Source organism: Holdemania sp. 1001302B_160321_E10, assembly GCF_015552275.1.
Classification (GTDB): Bacteria; Bacillota_I; Bacilli_A; order Erysipelotrichales; family Erysipelotrichaceae; genus Holdemania.
Genome location: NZ_JADNEM010000011.1, coordinates 57,947 through 73,640, shown reverse-complemented (window position 1 = coordinate 73,640; position 15,694 = coordinate 57,947). Strand labels below are relative to the sequence as shown.

Sequence of the window (15,694 nt, the reverse complement as noted above, 5' to 3'; positions counted from 1 at the left end):
GTAAAATCATCTATACTAAAACCATGAGAAAACAAACGATAGACGCAGGACAGATTTTGGAAATTACAATCGCCCAAGCCGCCCGGGAAGGACTGGTGAACTTGTCCACACGCAGAATTGCAAAGGAATGCGGAATCAGCGAGGGCAGCATCTTTCATTACTTTCACAGCAAACCGGAGCTGTTAACAGCGTGTTTTTATCATGTTGACAGACAGGTTGACGAGCAGCTGAAACAGGCAGACGTCAAGTTGTTTTCCCTGCGCCGGAGCATCCGCGAGTTGTGGTTTTTGTATTTCGGTTATTTCGCGTCGCATGGCGATCACGCCAAATTCTACTCACAATTCCGCCATTCCTCCTTCTATACTCACGACGTCATGCGCGGCCAGACTGAATCCTTCGCTTTTTTTACCAATTTTGTCGAGTTAAACAAAAGCGCAATTTTAATCCGGTCCGAGGTTTTCTGGGAGTTTGTCATCGACACCACGCTGAACCTGGCCGTCAATGTTGCCGACGGTAAATTTCCGGACAGTCCCAAGGACCGTGAGCGGTATTTTACCTTGATCGCCAAAGGTCTGGGCGGCGTTCTGTCGCCGGGAAAGTCGTGGGCTGAAAAATAACTTCTCATTTCATTTCGCAAATGAAATGTCTTATTCACCTCAGAAAAAACCGGTTTCCCTTCGTTCCGCTCAATTTGCGGAACGAAGGGAAACCGGTTTTATTTGGCTTTCAGGTAATCTCAGGCTTATGCTTTCTTTAAGAATGCGACATAAGCGCGGTAGGCTTCATAGACGTCCGCTTTGGATACGACTTCCCATGGGGCGTGCATATTCTGCACGGCGATGCCGGCGTCAATGACTTCCATGTTGTAATTCGCCAGGATATAGGCGATCGTTCCCCCGCCGCCCTGATCGACGCGGCCCAGCTCAGCGGTCTGGAACATGACGTCTTCCTCGTCCATGATCCGGCGCAGCTCGGCGATGAATTCCGGATTGGCGTCGTTGCATCCGCTCTTGCCGCGGGATCCGGTGTATTTGTTGAAGACGATGCCCTTGCCCAAGAACGCCGTATTCTTCATTTCATTGACCGACGGATAATTCGGATCATAGCCGGCGCTGACGTCGCTGCTTAACATCTTACTGTTCTGCAGAGCGCGGCGGACTTTCAGCTCGCTGTAATCGCCCATTGCGTTGAGAATCTCCGCGACAATGTTCTCAAAGAAATGGGAATGCATGCCGCTGGCGCCATTGCTTCCGACTTCTTCCTTGTCAACCAACAGGCAGACGCTGGTGCGCTGCGGATTTTCCATCGCAAAGGTTGCCAGTGCTGAGGTATAGGCGCAGACGCGGTCGTCATGGCCATAGCCTAAAATCAGACCGCGGTCCAGACCGTAATCGCGCGCTTTGCCCGCGGGAACGACTTCGATTTCCGCAGACAGGAAATCTTCTTCCTCCATGTTGTATTTTTCTTTTAACAGAGCCAGAATCGCTTTCTTGACCGGCTCTTTTTCGTCTTCGCCGCCCTCGGCCGGGATGCTTCCGACCAATACGTTTAAGTCTTCGCCTTCGACGACCTTCGCCCCGGTCTTCTGCATCTGATCAGCGGAAAGATGCACTAACAGATCGCTGATGCCGACAACCGGATCGTTTTCATCCTCGCCGATGTTCAATTCAATCCGCGTGCCGTCTTTCTTGAAGACGACGCCGTGCAGCGCCATCGGATGGGCGACCCATTGGTATTTTTTGATTCCGCCATAGTAATGCGTATCCAGCAGCGTCAGTCCCTGATCTTCATAGATCGGATGCTGCTTCAGATCCAGACGCGGGGAGTCGATGTGCGCCCCGACGATATTCATGCCCGCTTCCAGCGGTTCACTGCCGATCACAAACAGTGCGATATCCTTATCTTTATTGACGGCATAGAGCTTATCGCCGGCCTGGATTTTAGCGTTTGCCGCCAGAACCTCGTTCAGATCCCGGTAGCCGTTTTCCTTTGCCAGCCGGACCGTTTCCCGCACGCATTCCCGTTCCGTTTTGCATACGGAAATAAAGTGCTTATACGCTTCGTTGAAGGCAAACAGGGCTTCGCGCTGTTCACCCTGCGTTTTATTCCATACTGTTTTCATTCGATTACAATCCTCCTGTGTATTATTATAAACAAACTCCCGCAGGACACAAGCGGAAAACCGGGTTTTCTTACATTGACATTTGTAAATATAGCTGTTACGATATTCTAAACTCAGAGATCTGAACAAATCTTTCCCCGGGGATCGAAAGAAAGCTGGGTAATCTCTGATCCGAATCAGACGGAATGGGGGAAAAATTGGAAATGCGGCGATTACATCTATATCAGTTGGGTCCGCGGGCCTATGCGCTTTCGCGGAAAAAAGAAATCTTCAAGCGGAATTTTCAGGATCAGATGCATCGAATTCACTTTGCCCAAACGTACAGCGAAGCGTGCCTGCCGGTCGTCGTCAACCGGCATAATTCGCTGATCCGACGAAAGCTGGGCGAGGTTGATCAGCAGCTGCAGGAAAACAAGGCGGTAAATCTGGCTCTGGCTGCGCCCAGACTCACACATTTACTGATCCGACCCGGCGAAACGTTTTCGTTCTGGCATTGCGTCGGAGAGTGCACGGCGGAAAAAGGATATCGGGAAGGATTGACGATCTCCGGCAATCATCCGTCCTCCGGCATCGGCGGCGGCATGTGCCAGATGACCAATCTGATTCACTGGATGGTACTGCACAGCTCCCTGACGATTACCGAGCATCATCACCACGGCCGGTTTGATCTGTTTCCGGATTTCGGCCGGCAGGTGCCGTTTGGAACGGGGACTTCTATCGTTTATAACTATCTAGATTACCGGGTCGAAAACCGAACGTCCGATACATTTCAGCTTGTGATCGAAACAAACGAGCGCTATCTGTGCGGCGAGCTGCGCTGCGATCATCCGCAGCCGCTGAAATATCATATCTACGAACAGGACAGCGGTTTCACCTGGGAAAAAGACGGCGCTTACCGGCATAATATCGTGCGGCGCAAGGCGATCAACAAAGCCAGCGGGGAAGTGGCGTTTGATCAGGAACTGATTGTCAACCATGCCAAGGTGATGTACGATCCCAAGCTGATCGACCCTGCATTATTCCGCGAATCCGGCTTCTGGAATCGTCAAAAATAAGCAGAAAAAACGCGTTTCAGGAAAATTATGCCTGATTTAAGCGCGTTTTTAAGTTTATAAGACAGAGTGTAACAACCTCTGTTTCGATTTAATGAAAAGAAGAGAAAGAAACTATTCCCAAGCAGTTCCCGGGAAATTTTTTTGAGAAGAACCTATACTTATGATAACTCCATTAGAGATTTCTGAATAATGACAACTTCTTCTGTCCTGTGTAATTCTTCAAGCAAATCCAATAATTCCGTAAATAACAGGAAACAATCATCACGATTTGCCTTTTTCTCTACCTTATGCAGCATGGTATACAAATAGCTTACAGTCTCTTCTTTTGTATGATCTAAGGCATATTCTATATAACTGAATTCTTCATATAGAATATTTTTTTTATTTACTCTTGTTTTACCTTTCTCAATATATTCAATAATGAGATCTTTGCTTTTACGCAATTTATAATAGGCGAAGGCAATATTGAAATATAAATCTCCATCATCAATATATTGCATTGCTTTCTCCGCCATAGGATAAACATCTTCATATTTTTTTTCACATATTTTACACCAAGATAGATTATAGTAGCTAATCCCCATAAGATTTTCTTTATTCAAAATTCGGGCTAATTTAATTGCTTCGTAAAAATAAGATTCAGCTAATTTATATGCCCCTTTTCTTGAAGAATAAACTCCAAAATGACAAATACATTTTGTTATTCCGATAAAGTTATTTTCCAATTTAAATTGATCTAACGCTTTAGTCAGAAAAGAATAGGCCAAGTCGTTTTCATTATTTTGAGTATAATTAGTGAATAAATAGTAATAGATTATTCCTAATAATTTATTATCATTACTATTTAAACAACTGTTTAAAATAGAAATTGCTTCGTTATACTTATACTCCCTGCTTTTTCGCAAAGACAAAAATATTCCACATAACTGTTGCTCAATCGGTAAAAAACCACCTTTAACCTTAACGATGATGGATTCAAGGCTTAGAAATTTATCGTCATTTTGTCGACTAATTACACCATCAAAATATTTTAAACATACCCATTTGTAATAATTGATCGAGCATTCATAATCAGATTCCAATTCGTAAGCCTGTTTCATAAGGATTTCATTATCCAGCTTTAATCCATAGATATAATTATCGACATATTGATCAAATATCATATTAAGATAAGAATCTTTTTGTGAAAAATGCTTCTTGTCAATAAGTAGTTCATCAAATAATATAGCTATTTCATAATTATTTAAAACGCTCTGGCCATTTTCGATACGAAATAATTGAGAGAGATTGATGCCTGTTCTTGCTGATAATTCCGCTCTTTCCAAGCCTTGTTCCATGCGCGATATTTTAATAAGCAATCCAATTTTATCTCTTGGATATTTACTTACATCCATATTCCTCCCACCTCTTTCAATTAAATATAACAAAGAAGGCTTAACTTAGCTAGTACGATAAAGCTGTATTTTAAATTGTTTTCGCCTGAAAATCTTTAATGTTCGCACAAAATATAACCGGATCTCATTCCAGAAGTCACGTCCGAATCATTCAAACATTTCCCCAATTCAGTACCTTCATTGCGTGTAAAGCACCAGTCTTCATGTTCATTTATTTCATTATCCGCAGAAATAGAAGCCCCCCCTTATGCACAAAGATACTGTCAGTACAATTATCCTCATCCTTATGATCTAATTTCAACTGAATTTCTTCACAGTTCAAGAGAGAAATTCGGATTTAGTTTACGCGCCAATAAATAATAAATTCTTTGATTAAAACCAACTGATATTCTTCATAAAAAATGGTTTCTTTTCAAGAAACCATCTTTAAATCTACTCGAATACAATGACATCTGAATATTGAGAAAAATCAATTCCTTCAATATATGGATTTTCCGGATTTACAAAAACATAATATCCATCTTTTTTTATTTTAGCTTCACTTTCCAACCGTTCGATCGGCGCTCCATCACTGGAATATCCCATAAGATTATCTTGTATATAGTATGTTACAATTAACTCATGACCGCCATCGTTTCTCTCATAGCTAACTTGTATTTCGATTCCATCTTCATATTCGTTATTCTCAATAACAATGTGTTCTGGCAATGGATTTTTTACATAATATTCAAATACTCCGTTAAAAAGGGATTCAGTTTTATATCCGGATTTCTTAGTGGCAGTTGGAGCAGCTTCCGGTTCTTTCGCAGGCTCTACTGTAGTCTGAATGCCTGGTTCAGAAGTTGGCTTTGTTGTTGATGCTGCTTGCGGTGAAACTGCTGGTTCCCCATTATTTTCTTTAGCAGAACATCCGGCAATCAAGATAAGCAAACAAAATACAGAGATCAATCGCTTAATAGTAGACATGAATCGCTTCAATATACCAATCAACCATAAACTCTTCCATCGTTCCGTAAGGCAACGAACCTGATTTGGTAATATAGTGATCGTATATATCCTTTCCCTTTTCCAAGTATGTTTCATAACCGTTGCAAACTATAGAGTGTGTATCAGAAAGTCCTGTTCCATGCTTAACTCTATGTCCCTTAACAATTACAGCATTACCTGATTCAAATTGCTCCCTGATTGCCTTTAAACCTTCTGCTTCAAGATACTGAAGAGCAAAACTCTTGGATTGATGTGTTCTCCCAACCTTGTTTGTTACTACACCCCATAACATATCGCAGCTACCGTCAAATGCGCCAGATCCCAGATTTGCAGCTAGTTCTGCAGGATTTCTTACTTGCCGTTTATTAAGAACATCGGCAGTAGCAGTCGTTGCATCATTGGGATCTGGTGGATTAGGATTTTCAGGACCGTTAGCTGCCGAAACCGGAGTAATTGTCATTGCCAGCATTAACCCCAGCAAAAATGCAAAGCATTTCTTCATTTTTCTCTCCTCTTTTCTATTCTCATTTTAGATCATTCTAACTTGTCCATTGCTATCACCTCTAAGAATATACTTATGATTTCTAATTAAAGAATAATCGAAACTCATGAATAATAAAAGTATCGAAAGTTCAAATTTCCTTATCTTATAAATGTTTTATAATTATCATATAATTATTTATATCATGATCATAATTTATTGTTTGATCACTCGAAATCAAAGGCTGTTATCTATCCTGTGATCAATAACAATAAAAGTAGATCCACAAATTATATATCTGCTTTTTCCTTCATGACTGCCAGAAATTATAAAAAGTCCAAAATTCAGTTGGTTCATCAGTTATATGGCGAAGTATCAGTAATTTCTGAAAACAGGTCTATATCAAATTTGAATCGCTGCTTTGAAATCAGACAAATCCTTATTTAACCAAACTCTTCTTAATAATGGCCAAAAAGTTTTTTACCTCCCATACTTAAAGTCTGAAAACTCCCATTTTCTCCTTAATTCTCAATATTATCCCCTAGTATTTTAATCATTTACCGATTTGACCGAATCTTTGAGAGAGTATGTTTTTACTTTCCAGCAATGATAAAAAAGTTTGGCTTTGAGGAATGCGGCAAAATAAGAAAGCCTCAGATTATCCGTTTTTCCGGAATCTCTGAGGTCTTTTTAATATGCATGCGCTTCAGCGCTCTCATTCTTCATTAACTTTCCTGATAAATCAAGCTCATGTTCAACCGTTTTTTACAGCCCCTCGCTCCGGCGCAGCGCTTCAGCCTTGAAGAACTGCATCTTCGCTTCCAGATCTTCCCGCAGGCGCCGCAGATCCTGACGGACCAGCTGTTTATGCTTCACCGTCTGCACGCCGTTGACCCAGACTGAATCCACATTGCCCGCATGAGCGCTGTAAACCAGAGCCGAGAATGGATCGTAGATCGGGAACATGTTGGCGGACTGCGTTTCCACCAGCACAAGATCCGCTTTTTTCCCCGGCATTAACGAACCGATCTTATCGTCCAGATTCAATACCCGGGCCCCGCCGATCGTCGCCAGCGGCAGAATTTCCTTCGCCGGAAACAACGCCCGGTCATGATTGGCCGTCTTGTGCGCTTTGCCGATTAACGGCAGCTGCGCGAACAAATCCAGCGTGTTGCCGCTGGAAGCACCGTCCGTTCCCAATCCAACCGGGATGTGATGCGCAATCATCTTCTTCAAGGGTGCAATCCCTTTGCCCGCTTTCATATTCGAACCGATGCAGTGCGCTATCCGGCAGCCATACTTCGCCATCAGCGCCAGATCCTGATCGTTGACATGAATGCAGTGCGCCGCAACCAGATGCGGGCTTAACAAACCGATCGACTCCAGATATTCAACCGGCGTCTGATTCCGCTCTTTGCGGAAGGTTTCCATCTCATAATCCATTTCCGCCGTATGCAGCGAAAGCAGCACATCGCAGTGCTCCGCGATGGCCTGAGCTTGCTTTAAGACTTCAGCGCTGTTGGTATTGGTCGCGTGCGGACCGATCGCCGGCGTGATCAGCGGATGCCGGCCTTTCCATTCCCGAATAAACCGCTCGCCGATCGCCAGTCCGCCATAAGGGACGTCGCTGTCGCAGTTGGCAAAGTCGACAATCGTCTCCGCCAGCACCGCGCGCATGTTCATCTCGACCATGGCTTCTGCCAGCGCGTCCTCAAAATAATACATGTCGAACACCGTCGTCACGCCGCCCAGCATCATTTCCGCCGCTGCGTAGCGGGCCGAAGCCTGCGCCAGCTCGCGCGTCATCGCCGCGTTTTCCAACGGAAACAGAAACCGCCGCAGCCGGTCCGGGCAATCGTCGCCCAGCGAACGAAACGGGATCATCCCCAGATGACAATGCGTATTCACCATTCCCGGCAGAAGCAGGCCCCCCTGCCCGTCGATCACTTCGTCTACATGCACGCTGAAATCATTCAGCGCCAAAATGGTATCATCTTCCCAGACCAGACAGCCGTTTTCAAAGACACGATTGGCCTCATCTGTCGTGACCAACGTCACATTCTCGATCCGGACTCTCATGCGTGTTCCTCTTTGATCAGCGGAATGAATTCCAGCGTTTTGCCGATCAACAATCCTTTATCCGTCAGCTTGACCTCCGGCGATACCGGCAAGGACAGCGTCGCAAACGACATCACTGCGTTGTGATGGACATACCCCAGCTGATCCTCCATCGCCGCGCGCACCGCCTCGATCTGTCCGGCCAGTTCCGCCAGCGGCTGATCGGAAACAATGCCCCCGACCTGCAATGAAGCGCAAGCTATGATTTTCTCATCAACGCAGACACAGTAGCCGCCCTGGATTGCAAGCAGATGATTGGCCGCCGCGATCATATCCGGAACATTGGAGCCCATGACCATCAGATTGTGATGATCATGCGCCCAGGAGGACGCAACCGCGCCGTTTTTCTGAATTCCTCCAGTCGTAAACGCCAGCGCGATCTGTCCGCCCTTGCCATAACGCTCGATGCAGGCCATTAACGCCAACCCGTGGTCCTGCCACTGAACAACGCCGTTTTTCACCGGCAGTTCCGCAGTTATCAGCCGCGTAAATGTCGCCCGCGGATTAATTTCGATGACCTGGGCGGTCACGGACTTCGCCGACGGGGAAACCCGGACGAGTAAATCGTCTTCCGTCAAGGGCCGGTGATGCAGCGAATGGTAAAATTCCGGCGGGAAGGAAACCGGCTTTTCCGCAATCGCGTAGCCGCTTTGCGGTTCGCTGACCAGAACGCCGTTTTTATAAACCTGATGTACGGTCCAGTCTTCCAGACTGTCCAGCAGCACGAAATCCGCGATTTTCCCCGGAGCGATCACGCCGCGATCGTCCAGACGCATCCGCCGGGCAGAGGTGAAGGTACTGCAGTAAATGGCCTTTTCCATCGGCAGGCCGCAGTGCACAGCGGAAAGCAAAACCTGATTGAGATGGCCGTGCAGAAAATGATCCGGCATCACATCATCGGTCACCAGACTGAAATATTCGTAGAACTGATGCTCCATCAATGTGCGGATGGTATCTTCATGGATCGATTTGCCCTGCATTTCCAAGAACATTCCGTTGGTGATTTTCTCAACGATGCTTTCCGGAGTTTGCTGAGTATGATCGGCATTGACGCCGGAAGCGATAAACTTCGCCAGATCCGCCCCGCTGATCTTCGGGCAATGCCCCTCTAACGGCAGCAGCGGCCGTTTCTTTTTGCACAGCGCGATAATCTGGCGGATCAGCGTGTCTTCCTCACTGACCAGCTCCTTGAAGTTCATGACCTCGCCCAGGCAGCGGATTTGCGGATTGTCCAGCAGCTTGTCCACTTCTTCTAGACCGATCACGCCGCCGGTCGTTTCGCAATCCGGATTGGTCGACGGAACAGAAGAGGGGATTCCATAGAAAATATCCATGACCGGCTCGCTGGCCATGAACGCTTCGATGCCTGACAGCCCGAACACGTTGGCGATCTCATGCGGATCGGCGACCACCGTCGTGACGCCGAAGGACAGCGCCTGCCGGGAAAATTCGGTCGGGATGGTCATCGAGCTTTCAACATGCATGTGGATGTCGATCAAGCCGGGAATCATCCAGCGTCCCTGAGCGTCGATTTCCTGATCGGCGGGCCGGCGTTGTTCCTCTTCGGTTTCCTGCAGCTGCGCGAACTGTCCGTCACGGATCAGCACGCTTTTTTCCTCAAATGTCTGCGTATAGCTGTTGAACACGCGGACGTTGCGGATTCTCATTGTACTCATGCGGTTTTCTCCTTTCGCCTCTGATTTGAAACAGGGCAGGATCCGTGTTGGACCCTGCCTTGTCGTTGCTTCCTGATCCTTCAGGAAGATTTCCAGATGTTAGTTGTTGATCGTGCGGTTCCACTGATCCGTCCACTGCGCCATCAGCGGGTTGACAAACGAATAGTCGATCGACTTCGCACGCTCCGCCACGTCGCCGTAAGTCATGTTCGCGGACTGTTCCGGCGTCAGTTCCACGTTCTTGTTAACCGGGCCTTCGTTCAGCGTGACCGCGGTGACGGACTGCAGTTCCTGGGAAATGCGCCAGTTGATATACATGTAAGCCAGATCTTTGTTTTTGGAGTTCTTATTGATATCAATCGTATTGAAGTTCGCGTAGGTGTAATCGGCTGGGACGACGAATTCCACATTCGGAGCCGCATTCTTGATGACCGGCACGCCGAAGTCGCCGACGACCGCAACCGCGATTTCCCCGGCCGCAAACATATTTGCCAAATCGCTTGACTTGGAATAGGTTCTGACGATATTGGATTTCAGCTCGTTCAGCGCTTCAAATGCCGCTGCCCCGTCATCCGTTGTGATATCGACGCCCTTGTAGTCGGAAGCCAGGTAAACCATCGCCGGACCAAAGGTCGTCGACAGCTCCGGAATCGACAGCTTGCCGGCCAGTTCCGGCTTCCACAAATCAGCCCAGCTGGTAATTTCAAAGCCGACAGCTTCCTTATCATAAATGATGCCAATGCTGTTGAGCGTATAAGCCGGACCGTATCCCTGGGCCACCGTCGATTTCGCGCCGTCAATGATGTTGTCCAGATTCGGAATCTGGGTGGTGTCGATCTTTTCAAACAGGTCGGCGACATAGCCGTTGGCCGCCGCAGCCTGCGACAGCTCGATGACGTCGACGGTGGAATCCGGGTTGGTGGACAACTTGGTATAACGATTGGCCGTCGTATCGGTTTCCAGGATGACCTTACAGTTGCACAGTTCCTCAAACGGGCCATACACATCCTCAACGAGCACGTCTTCGCTTAACCCCCAGGTCGAAACGGTCAGCGTGCGCTGGCCTTCGATCTGGCCTTCGCCTTCCGGCTTGCTGGAACAGCCGCTCACAGCCGCAATCATGGCCAGAGCGCAGAGCGAAATCATCAGCTTTCTCATTTTCTTTCCTCCTTAAAATGTCAGCTAGTTCTTCTATGGAAATTCCAAACGGAAGTCCGGCGGATTTTCCAGATGTTTCTCAGAAAACCCGACGGTTTCTGCTCGGAAGCAGAGTGCGTCATTCTTCCTGCCGCCTCATCCCGCAGGATGGCCGCGGCAGGAAATTAGATTAAACCAGTACGATCTTGGCGGCCGGCAGCTGGATTTTGATCGTGTCGCCAGCTTTGTAAAGCGCGCCGGAGCCGTCGTTAACGACTAACCGCCCGATCGGTGTGCTCAGCTCATATTGATAGCTCTTGCCCAAATAGGTGCGGACCTCAATTTTAGCTGTGACGGTGTTGCCAGCGGCCTCCTCATTCGTGACGATCTGGATATCGTCCGGACGGATCGTGCCCAGACATTCGCTTTTCCCACAATCCATCTTGGCGGTGAAGAGAGAACCGTCGTTGGCCCGATAGGTATTTGCTTGAGTCCTGCGCAGCTGGATGAAATTTTCAAAGCCGATAAACCGAGCGACAAACTCCGTTTTCGGCCGGGAGTAGATTTCCTCCGGTGTGCCGAACTGTTCGATCACGCCGCCGTTCATGACCGCGACTTTATCCGAAATCGAGAAGCATTCTTCCTGATCGTGAGTGACAAATACCGTCGTGATGCCCAGCTTCTTCTGCAGCCGCTTGATCTCGACGCGCATGTTCAGACGCAGCTTCGCGTCCAGATTGGACAACGGTTCGTCCAATAACAGTAAGCGCGGCTCAATGACCAGCGCCCGGGCCAGTGCGACACGCTGCCGCTGCCCGCCGGAGAGCTGCTTCGGAAAGCGCTGGGCGTACTCCGTCAGATCGCAGACCTCCAGAATTTCCTTGATCTTGCGGTCCATTTCTGCTTTTTCCATCTTTCTCAGCTTTAAGCCGAACGCAACGTTTTCATAGACGCTTAAATGTGGAAACAGCGCGTAGCTCTGGAAGACCAGACCGAAGTTGCGCTTGTGCACCGGTACTTTCGTCATTTCTTCCGTATCGACAAACAGCTGACCGCTGCTGGGAATGATGAATCCGGCGATGACCCGCAGTGTCGTCGTCTTGCCGCAGCCGGAAGGTCCTAACAGGGACACCAGCTCGCCTTCGCCGATCTCTAAATTCAGGCCCTTGAGGATCTGGGTTTTGCCGTCATAGCTGACGTTGATATCGTTTAAGGTTACCTTTGACATGCTTTTCCTCCTACTTCGTCAGGGCCCCGATGCCCAGTGTCTTTTCGACCACAAACATGATCGCGATCGTCGCCGCCATCAGCAGCACGCTGACCGCCGAGACGGTCGGATCATAGAAATATTCGATGTAATTCATCAATGCCGTCGGCAGCGTCCGCACGCCCGGCCCGCTTAAGAACATCGAAACCGGAATGTTGTTGAAGGAATTGATGAACGCCAGCATAAACGCCGCGACAATTCCTGAAGAAATATTCGGCAGCACGACCTTGAAGAACGCCTGCGCCTTGCCGCAGCCCAGCGTCCAGGCCATTTCCTCAATCGAAAAATCAAATTGTTCCAGCGCAGAGCCGACAACCCGGATGACATAAGGCAGCACAACCAGGAAGTGACCGATCAGTAAGCCCTGCATGACCGGCAGCTTCAGCTTCAGAACGATGAACTGATATAACGAATAACCGACGACGATGCCCGGAATGATCGTCGGAGACAAGAAGAAGCTTTTCAGCAGTTTTTTGCCTCTGACGCTGTTGCGGCTGAGCGCATAAGCGGCCGGGACTCCGACCAGCAGCGCGATCAGCGTCGCCACGATCGCCAGCATGAAGCTGAGCTGGAAGCCGCTGAGGAAGGATTTCGTCGCGAAGACGTTGGCAAACCATTTGAAGGTAAAGCCGGAGATCGGAAAACTGATCGTCGACGCCGTGTTGAACGCCGTCACCGCAATGATCGCCAGCGGCAGAAACAGAAAGCCGAACACCAGACAGGCATAGAAGGTCAGAAATTTATTTTTACGCATCAGTTTTCACCCCGCTTATCCAGCCGGCCGGCAATGGCATTAAGTCCCTTCATAACGATCAGCGTCGTCACGATCATCACTAACGCCACCACGCTCGCGCCGGTCCAGTCGTTGAGCGTCATCGCTCGCTGATAGATCAGCGTCGACAGCAGCATGTTTTTCGGGCCGCCTAATAACTGCGGCGTCGTGTACGCCGTCATCGCGCCGGTAAACACCAGCACCGCCCCGGTGATAATGCCCGGAATCGACATCGGCAGAATGACCTTAAAGAATGAAAGCAGCCGGCTGGCGCCCAGACTTTCCGCCGCTTCCATCATATCGTTGTCAATGTTTTCCATGACGCCGACCAGCGTGATGATCATTAGCGGCAGAAACAGATAGATCGTACCAACGAGAACGGAGAATTCGGTGTACAGCATCGACAGCGGCTGATCGACCAGATGCAGCGCGGAAAGAATCTGATTTACGATGCCGTTCTTGCCGAGAATGTTGATCCAGGCAAAGGCCCGGATGACCGAGTTTGTCAGCATCGGAAACAGTGCGACGGACATCAGAATACCGCGCCATTTCTTTGAGACCCGGGAAATAAAATACGCCGTCGGAATCCCCAGAATCATGCAGACCAGCGTGCAGACTAACGCGATCCGCAGCGTCCGGATAAAGATTTTGATGTAATAGGGATCCTGGAAAAAGGCGATGTAGCGGCCTAACGTCACCGCCCCGCCTTCAAACACGGTTGGTAACAGAACCGCCAGAAGCGGAAGGATCAGCACGACCACAAGCAGGATCGTGATCGGCGCGATCAGCAGGATTGTTGACTGTTTTTTCATGAGTTCTCCTTCCTGATTTCAAATAAAAAACTTCTACCGATTCGATAGAAGTCACAGACAGAATTGTCCCTTGAATTCTATCGTAGTCCAATATATAGCCATTGGGTAGAAACTCTTCACGCTGTTCCCTGTGAAGATATACGATAAGACTCAATGATTATAGCATAGAAATGTTTTTTGCAAAGTTGAAAATCAGCTTTCATTTGTATTTTTTCGTTCTTTTCTTAAAAAAAAGCCTTCATAAAGGGGGATTACCGAATTTTTCCTTCCTTTAAACATATGAAATTCCCCAATTCTTTCCATTCTTAATTTTCACTTCTATTCTGTATGTAAGGCAGGCTGAGCCTGCCTTGTCTGTTTATGGATCGATCACCGTCGGGGTTCGTCCGATGCCGACGACTTCCGCCGCAATTCTTCTCCAGGTCTGACAGCCGGCGATACCGTCTGCGCCCAAACCGTTATCGCGCTGATACTGAATCAGCGCTGTGCGGGTCGCGTTGCCGAATTTGCCATCCAGCCAGCGCGTCGAATAGCCCAGGGCATTCAGTGCGTCCTGCAGCACCAGCGTGTAGCAGCCCACCGAACCTTCACGCAGCGTCGGGAATCCCGATGTGCCGCCGCAGGCGCCGCGGGCATAACGGCGGTCGAAGTGAACCCAGGTCGGGGTCATCGACAGGGGTTCGACATAACCCCAGACGCCGAGGTTGTTCGCTGTCCGCCAGATCTGATTACGCTGACTTTGCGACAGCCGCTGGCCGACGTCAAAGGAGACGCCGACGTAATGCTGTGACTGCAGGCCGTGGCCGCCTTCCCAGATCCGCTTAAACGCGTAACCGACCGGAATCGCCGCGCCGTAGGTCCGCCGGGTGGCGTTCCAGGCTTCCATCGCCGTCGTCGTCGTCCAGAAAACCGTGGACCGGCTGGAACCACGGAATTCCCGGACTAATAACGTCCTGCCGTAGGAATACGGCATCGGGTCGTTTTCTGCCCGCCATTCCGTATAAATCTGATTGGTGTCCGGATCATAAACCATAATTTTTGCCATTGATCTCACCTCCTCATTCATGTCTATGCAGGAAAAGAAAAACGGCGTGGATAAACGCCGATCTTGATGAAAGTTTATAGCGTATGAACAGCGGCATTCGAGACAATCAGCTTATTCAGGCATCTAAAAAGGAGAAATCGGCGTCGAATAAGGAAAGTAGTTCTTTCAGTGCAGATTCGGATAGCGAATCTTCCCCTGTCAGCTGCACAAAAATCACACGGTTTTCCCGCCGCAGGAAAAAACAGGTGTCCTGTGTGCCAGGAATCTGCGCCTGCCGGATCTGTCGGATTGCCGCCTGTGGATCCTTCAGGACCTGACTTTCTTCAAACGTCAGCGATGCAAGCCAAGTTTCGTCAAGTTCCTCCGGCAGCCGCAGACAGCTGGTTTTACAACGTGTCTGCGCATTTCGCTGGCCTTTCAGATAGCCGCGCAGATCCTGCTTCATCAAATTCATAAGCTGCAAAGGCCGTGCCGACTCGATCAGCGATACGCTTGCCTTCAAAAGACTGCCTGCGTCCTCACAGCGCAGCTGTACCGTGTAATTGAGTTCCCCCAGAGCATCGCGATGCGCATCCTGACCGCTGGCTGTGAAATGATCGCAGCCGAAAGGTTTCAGCGACAACAAGACCGGCGATACTCTTTCCTGGTGTTTGAAATATAGAAAAGCGCCCAGGGCAACGACAAGTACACTCAGCAGACACCGGTTTCGCCATTTCCGATGTTTTCGGCTGCGCTCCCATGCGTATTTCAATTCATCCCCCAGCGACGTTGAATTTTCATTTTTGACCATCTTCAGTTTCCTCCAAGCTGAACAGCCTTAAGCTTACC

General features: G+C 48.7%; 14 protein-coding genes and 1 riboswitch. Of the genes, 2 read left to right on the top strand and 12 right to left on the bottom strand.

The features are described 5' to 3' along the window. The first annotated feature begins 56 nt into the window (after positions 1-56). On the top strand, positions 57-617 hold the full coding sequence (locus I2D94_RS08525) for a TetR/AcrR family transcriptional regulator (protein ID WP_195396317.1): 561 nt from the start codon (positions 57-59) through the stop codon (positions 615-617). A 125-nt stretch (positions 618-742) separates the two neighbouring features. Here the strand turns inward: I2D94_RS08525 and I2D94_RS08520 are convergent, their stop codons facing one another. Then, positions 743-2,122, bottom strand: a complete 1,380-nt coding sequence (locus I2D94_RS08520) for an aminopeptidase (protein ID WP_195396316.1) — start codon at positions 2,120-2,122, stop codon at positions 743-745. A gap of 203 nt (positions 2,123-2,325) precedes the next feature. Between I2D94_RS08520 and I2D94_RS08515 the strand changes: the two genes are divergently transcribed. Next, positions 2,326-3,177, top strand: coding sequence for a VanW family protein (locus I2D94_RS08515; protein ID WP_195396315.1), 852 nt, complete (start codon positions 2,326-2,328; stop codon positions 3,175-3,177). Positions 3,178-3,335: 158 nt separating this feature from the next. Here the strand turns inward: I2D94_RS08515 and I2D94_RS08510 are convergent, their stop codons facing one another. The 11 genes from I2D94_RS08510 to I2D94_RS08460 all read right to left on the bottom strand — a co-directional run bounded on the left by I2D94_RS08510 (position 3,336) and on the right by I2D94_RS08460 (position 15,656). Then, complete coding sequence (locus tag I2D94_RS08510; protein WP_195396314.1) at positions 3,336-4,571, bottom strand: helix-turn-helix domain-containing protein; 1,236 nt, start codon at positions 4,569-4,571, stop codon at positions 3,336-3,338. Between the two features lie 432 nt (positions 4,572-5,003). After that, complete coding sequence (locus tag I2D94_RS08505) at positions 5,004-5,537, bottom strand: hypothetical protein (protein ID WP_072682873.1); 534 nt, start codon at positions 5,535-5,537, stop codon at positions 5,004-5,006. Further along, on the bottom strand, positions 5,524-6,060 hold the full coding sequence (locus I2D94_RS08500) for a hypothetical protein (RefSeq protein ID WP_072682874.1): 537 nt from the start codon (positions 6,058-6,060) through the stop codon (positions 5,524-5,526). Before I2D94_RS08500 ends, I2D94_RS08505 begins: the two co-directional genes overlap by 14 nt. 744 nt (positions 6,061-6,804) lie before the next feature. Continuing rightward, positions 6,805-8,118: an amidohydrolase gene (locus I2D94_RS08495; protein WP_072682875.1), complete on the bottom strand. Its 1,314-nt coding sequence runs from the start codon at positions 8,116-8,118 to the stop codon at positions 6,805-6,807. After that, positions 8,115-9,833 (bottom strand): adenine deaminase C-terminal domain-containing protein, encoded by a 1,719-nt coding sequence (locus tag I2D94_RS08490; protein WP_229056813.1) that lies wholly within the window; start codon positions 9,831-9,833, stop codon positions 8,115-8,117. The genes I2D94_RS08495 and I2D94_RS08490 overlap by 4 nt, the downstream gene beginning before the upstream one ends. A gap of 99 nt (positions 9,834-9,932) precedes the next feature. Then, entirely contained in the window at positions 9,933-10,991 is a 1,059-nt protein-coding gene (locus tag I2D94_RS08485; protein WP_195396313.1) for an ABC transporter substrate-binding protein, read from the bottom strand. 169 nt (positions 10,992-11,160) lie between these two features. Next, on the bottom strand, positions 11,161-12,198 hold the full coding sequence (locus I2D94_RS08480) for an ABC transporter ATP-binding protein (RefSeq protein ID WP_195396312.1): 1,038 nt from the start codon (positions 12,196-12,198) through the stop codon (positions 11,161-11,163). 10 nt (positions 12,199-12,208) lie between these two features. After that, entirely contained in the window at positions 12,209-12,991 is a 783-nt protein-coding gene (locus tag I2D94_RS08475) for an ABC transporter permease (RefSeq protein ID WP_195396311.1), read from the bottom strand. Further along, a complete protein-coding gene (locus I2D94_RS08470; protein WP_195396310.1) occupies positions 12,991-13,821 on the bottom strand; it encodes an ABC transporter permease in 831 nt (276 codons plus the stop codon). Before I2D94_RS08470 ends, I2D94_RS08475 begins: the two co-directional genes overlap by 1 nt. A gap of 63 nt (positions 13,822-13,884) precedes the next feature. Continuing rightward, positions 13,885-13,985, bottom strand: a riboswitch (purine riboswitch). Between the two features lie 194 nt (positions 13,986-14,179). Continuing rightward, the gene (locus I2D94_RS08465; protein WP_072682881.1) at positions 14,180-14,866 is read right to left on the bottom strand and encodes a peptidoglycan-binding protein; all 687 of its coding nucleotides are present in this window, start codon (positions 14,864-14,866) and stop codon (positions 14,180-14,182) included. Between the two features lie 115 nt (positions 14,867-14,981). Continuing rightward, entirely contained in the window at positions 14,982-15,656 is a 675-nt protein-coding gene (locus tag I2D94_RS08460) for a hypothetical protein (RefSeq protein ID WP_072682882.1), read from the bottom strand. Positions 15,657-15,694 lie beyond the last annotated feature (38 nt).

Coding starts and splice junctions, on each gene's coding strand:
- I2D94_RS08520 (WP_195396316.1), bottom strand. CDS start 2,122: ATGAAAACAGTATGGAATAAAACGCAGGGTGAACAGCGCGAAGCCCTG.
- I2D94_RS08480 (WP_195396312.1), bottom strand. CDS start 12,198: ATGTCAAAGGTAACCTTAAACGATATCAACGTCAGCTATGACGGCAAA.
- I2D94_RS08500 (WP_072682874.1), bottom strand. CDS start 6,060: ATGAAGAAATGCTTTGCATTTTTGCTGGGGTTAATGCTGGCAATGACA.
- I2D94_RS08490 (WP_229056813.1), bottom strand. CDS start 9,833: ATGAGTACAATGAGAATCCGCAACGTCCGCGTGTTCAACAGCTATACG.
- I2D94_RS08465 (WP_072682881.1), bottom strand. CDS start 14,866: ATGGCAAAAATTATGGTTTATGATCCGGACACCAATCAGATTTATACG.
- I2D94_RS08515 (WP_195396315.1), top strand. CDS start 2,326: ATGCGGCGATTACATCTATATCAGTTGGGTCCGCGGGCCTATGCGCTT.
- I2D94_RS08460 (WP_072682882.1), bottom strand. CDS start 15,656: ATGGTCAAAAATGAAAATTCAACGTCGCTGGGGGATGAATTGAAATAC.
- I2D94_RS08470 (WP_195396310.1), bottom strand. CDS start 13,821: ATGAAAAAACAGTCAACAATCCTGCTGATCGCGCCGATCACGATCCTG.
- I2D94_RS08505 (WP_072682873.1), bottom strand. CDS start 5,537: ATGTCTACTATTAAGCGATTGATCTCTGTATTTTGTTTGCTTATCTTG.
- I2D94_RS08485 (WP_195396313.1), bottom strand. CDS start 10,991: ATGAGAAAGCTGATGATTTCGCTCTGCGCTCTGGCCATGATTGCGGCT.
- I2D94_RS08475 (WP_195396311.1), bottom strand. CDS start 12,991: ATGCGTAAAAATAAATTTCTGACCTTCTATGCCTGTCTGGTGTTCGGC.
- I2D94_RS08510 (WP_195396314.1), bottom strand. CDS start 4,571: ATGGATGTAAGTAAATATCCAAGAGATAAAATTGGATTGCTTATTAAA.
- I2D94_RS08495 (WP_072682875.1), bottom strand. CDS start 8,118: ATGAGAGTCCGGATCGAGAATGTGACGTTGGTCACGACAGATGAGGCC.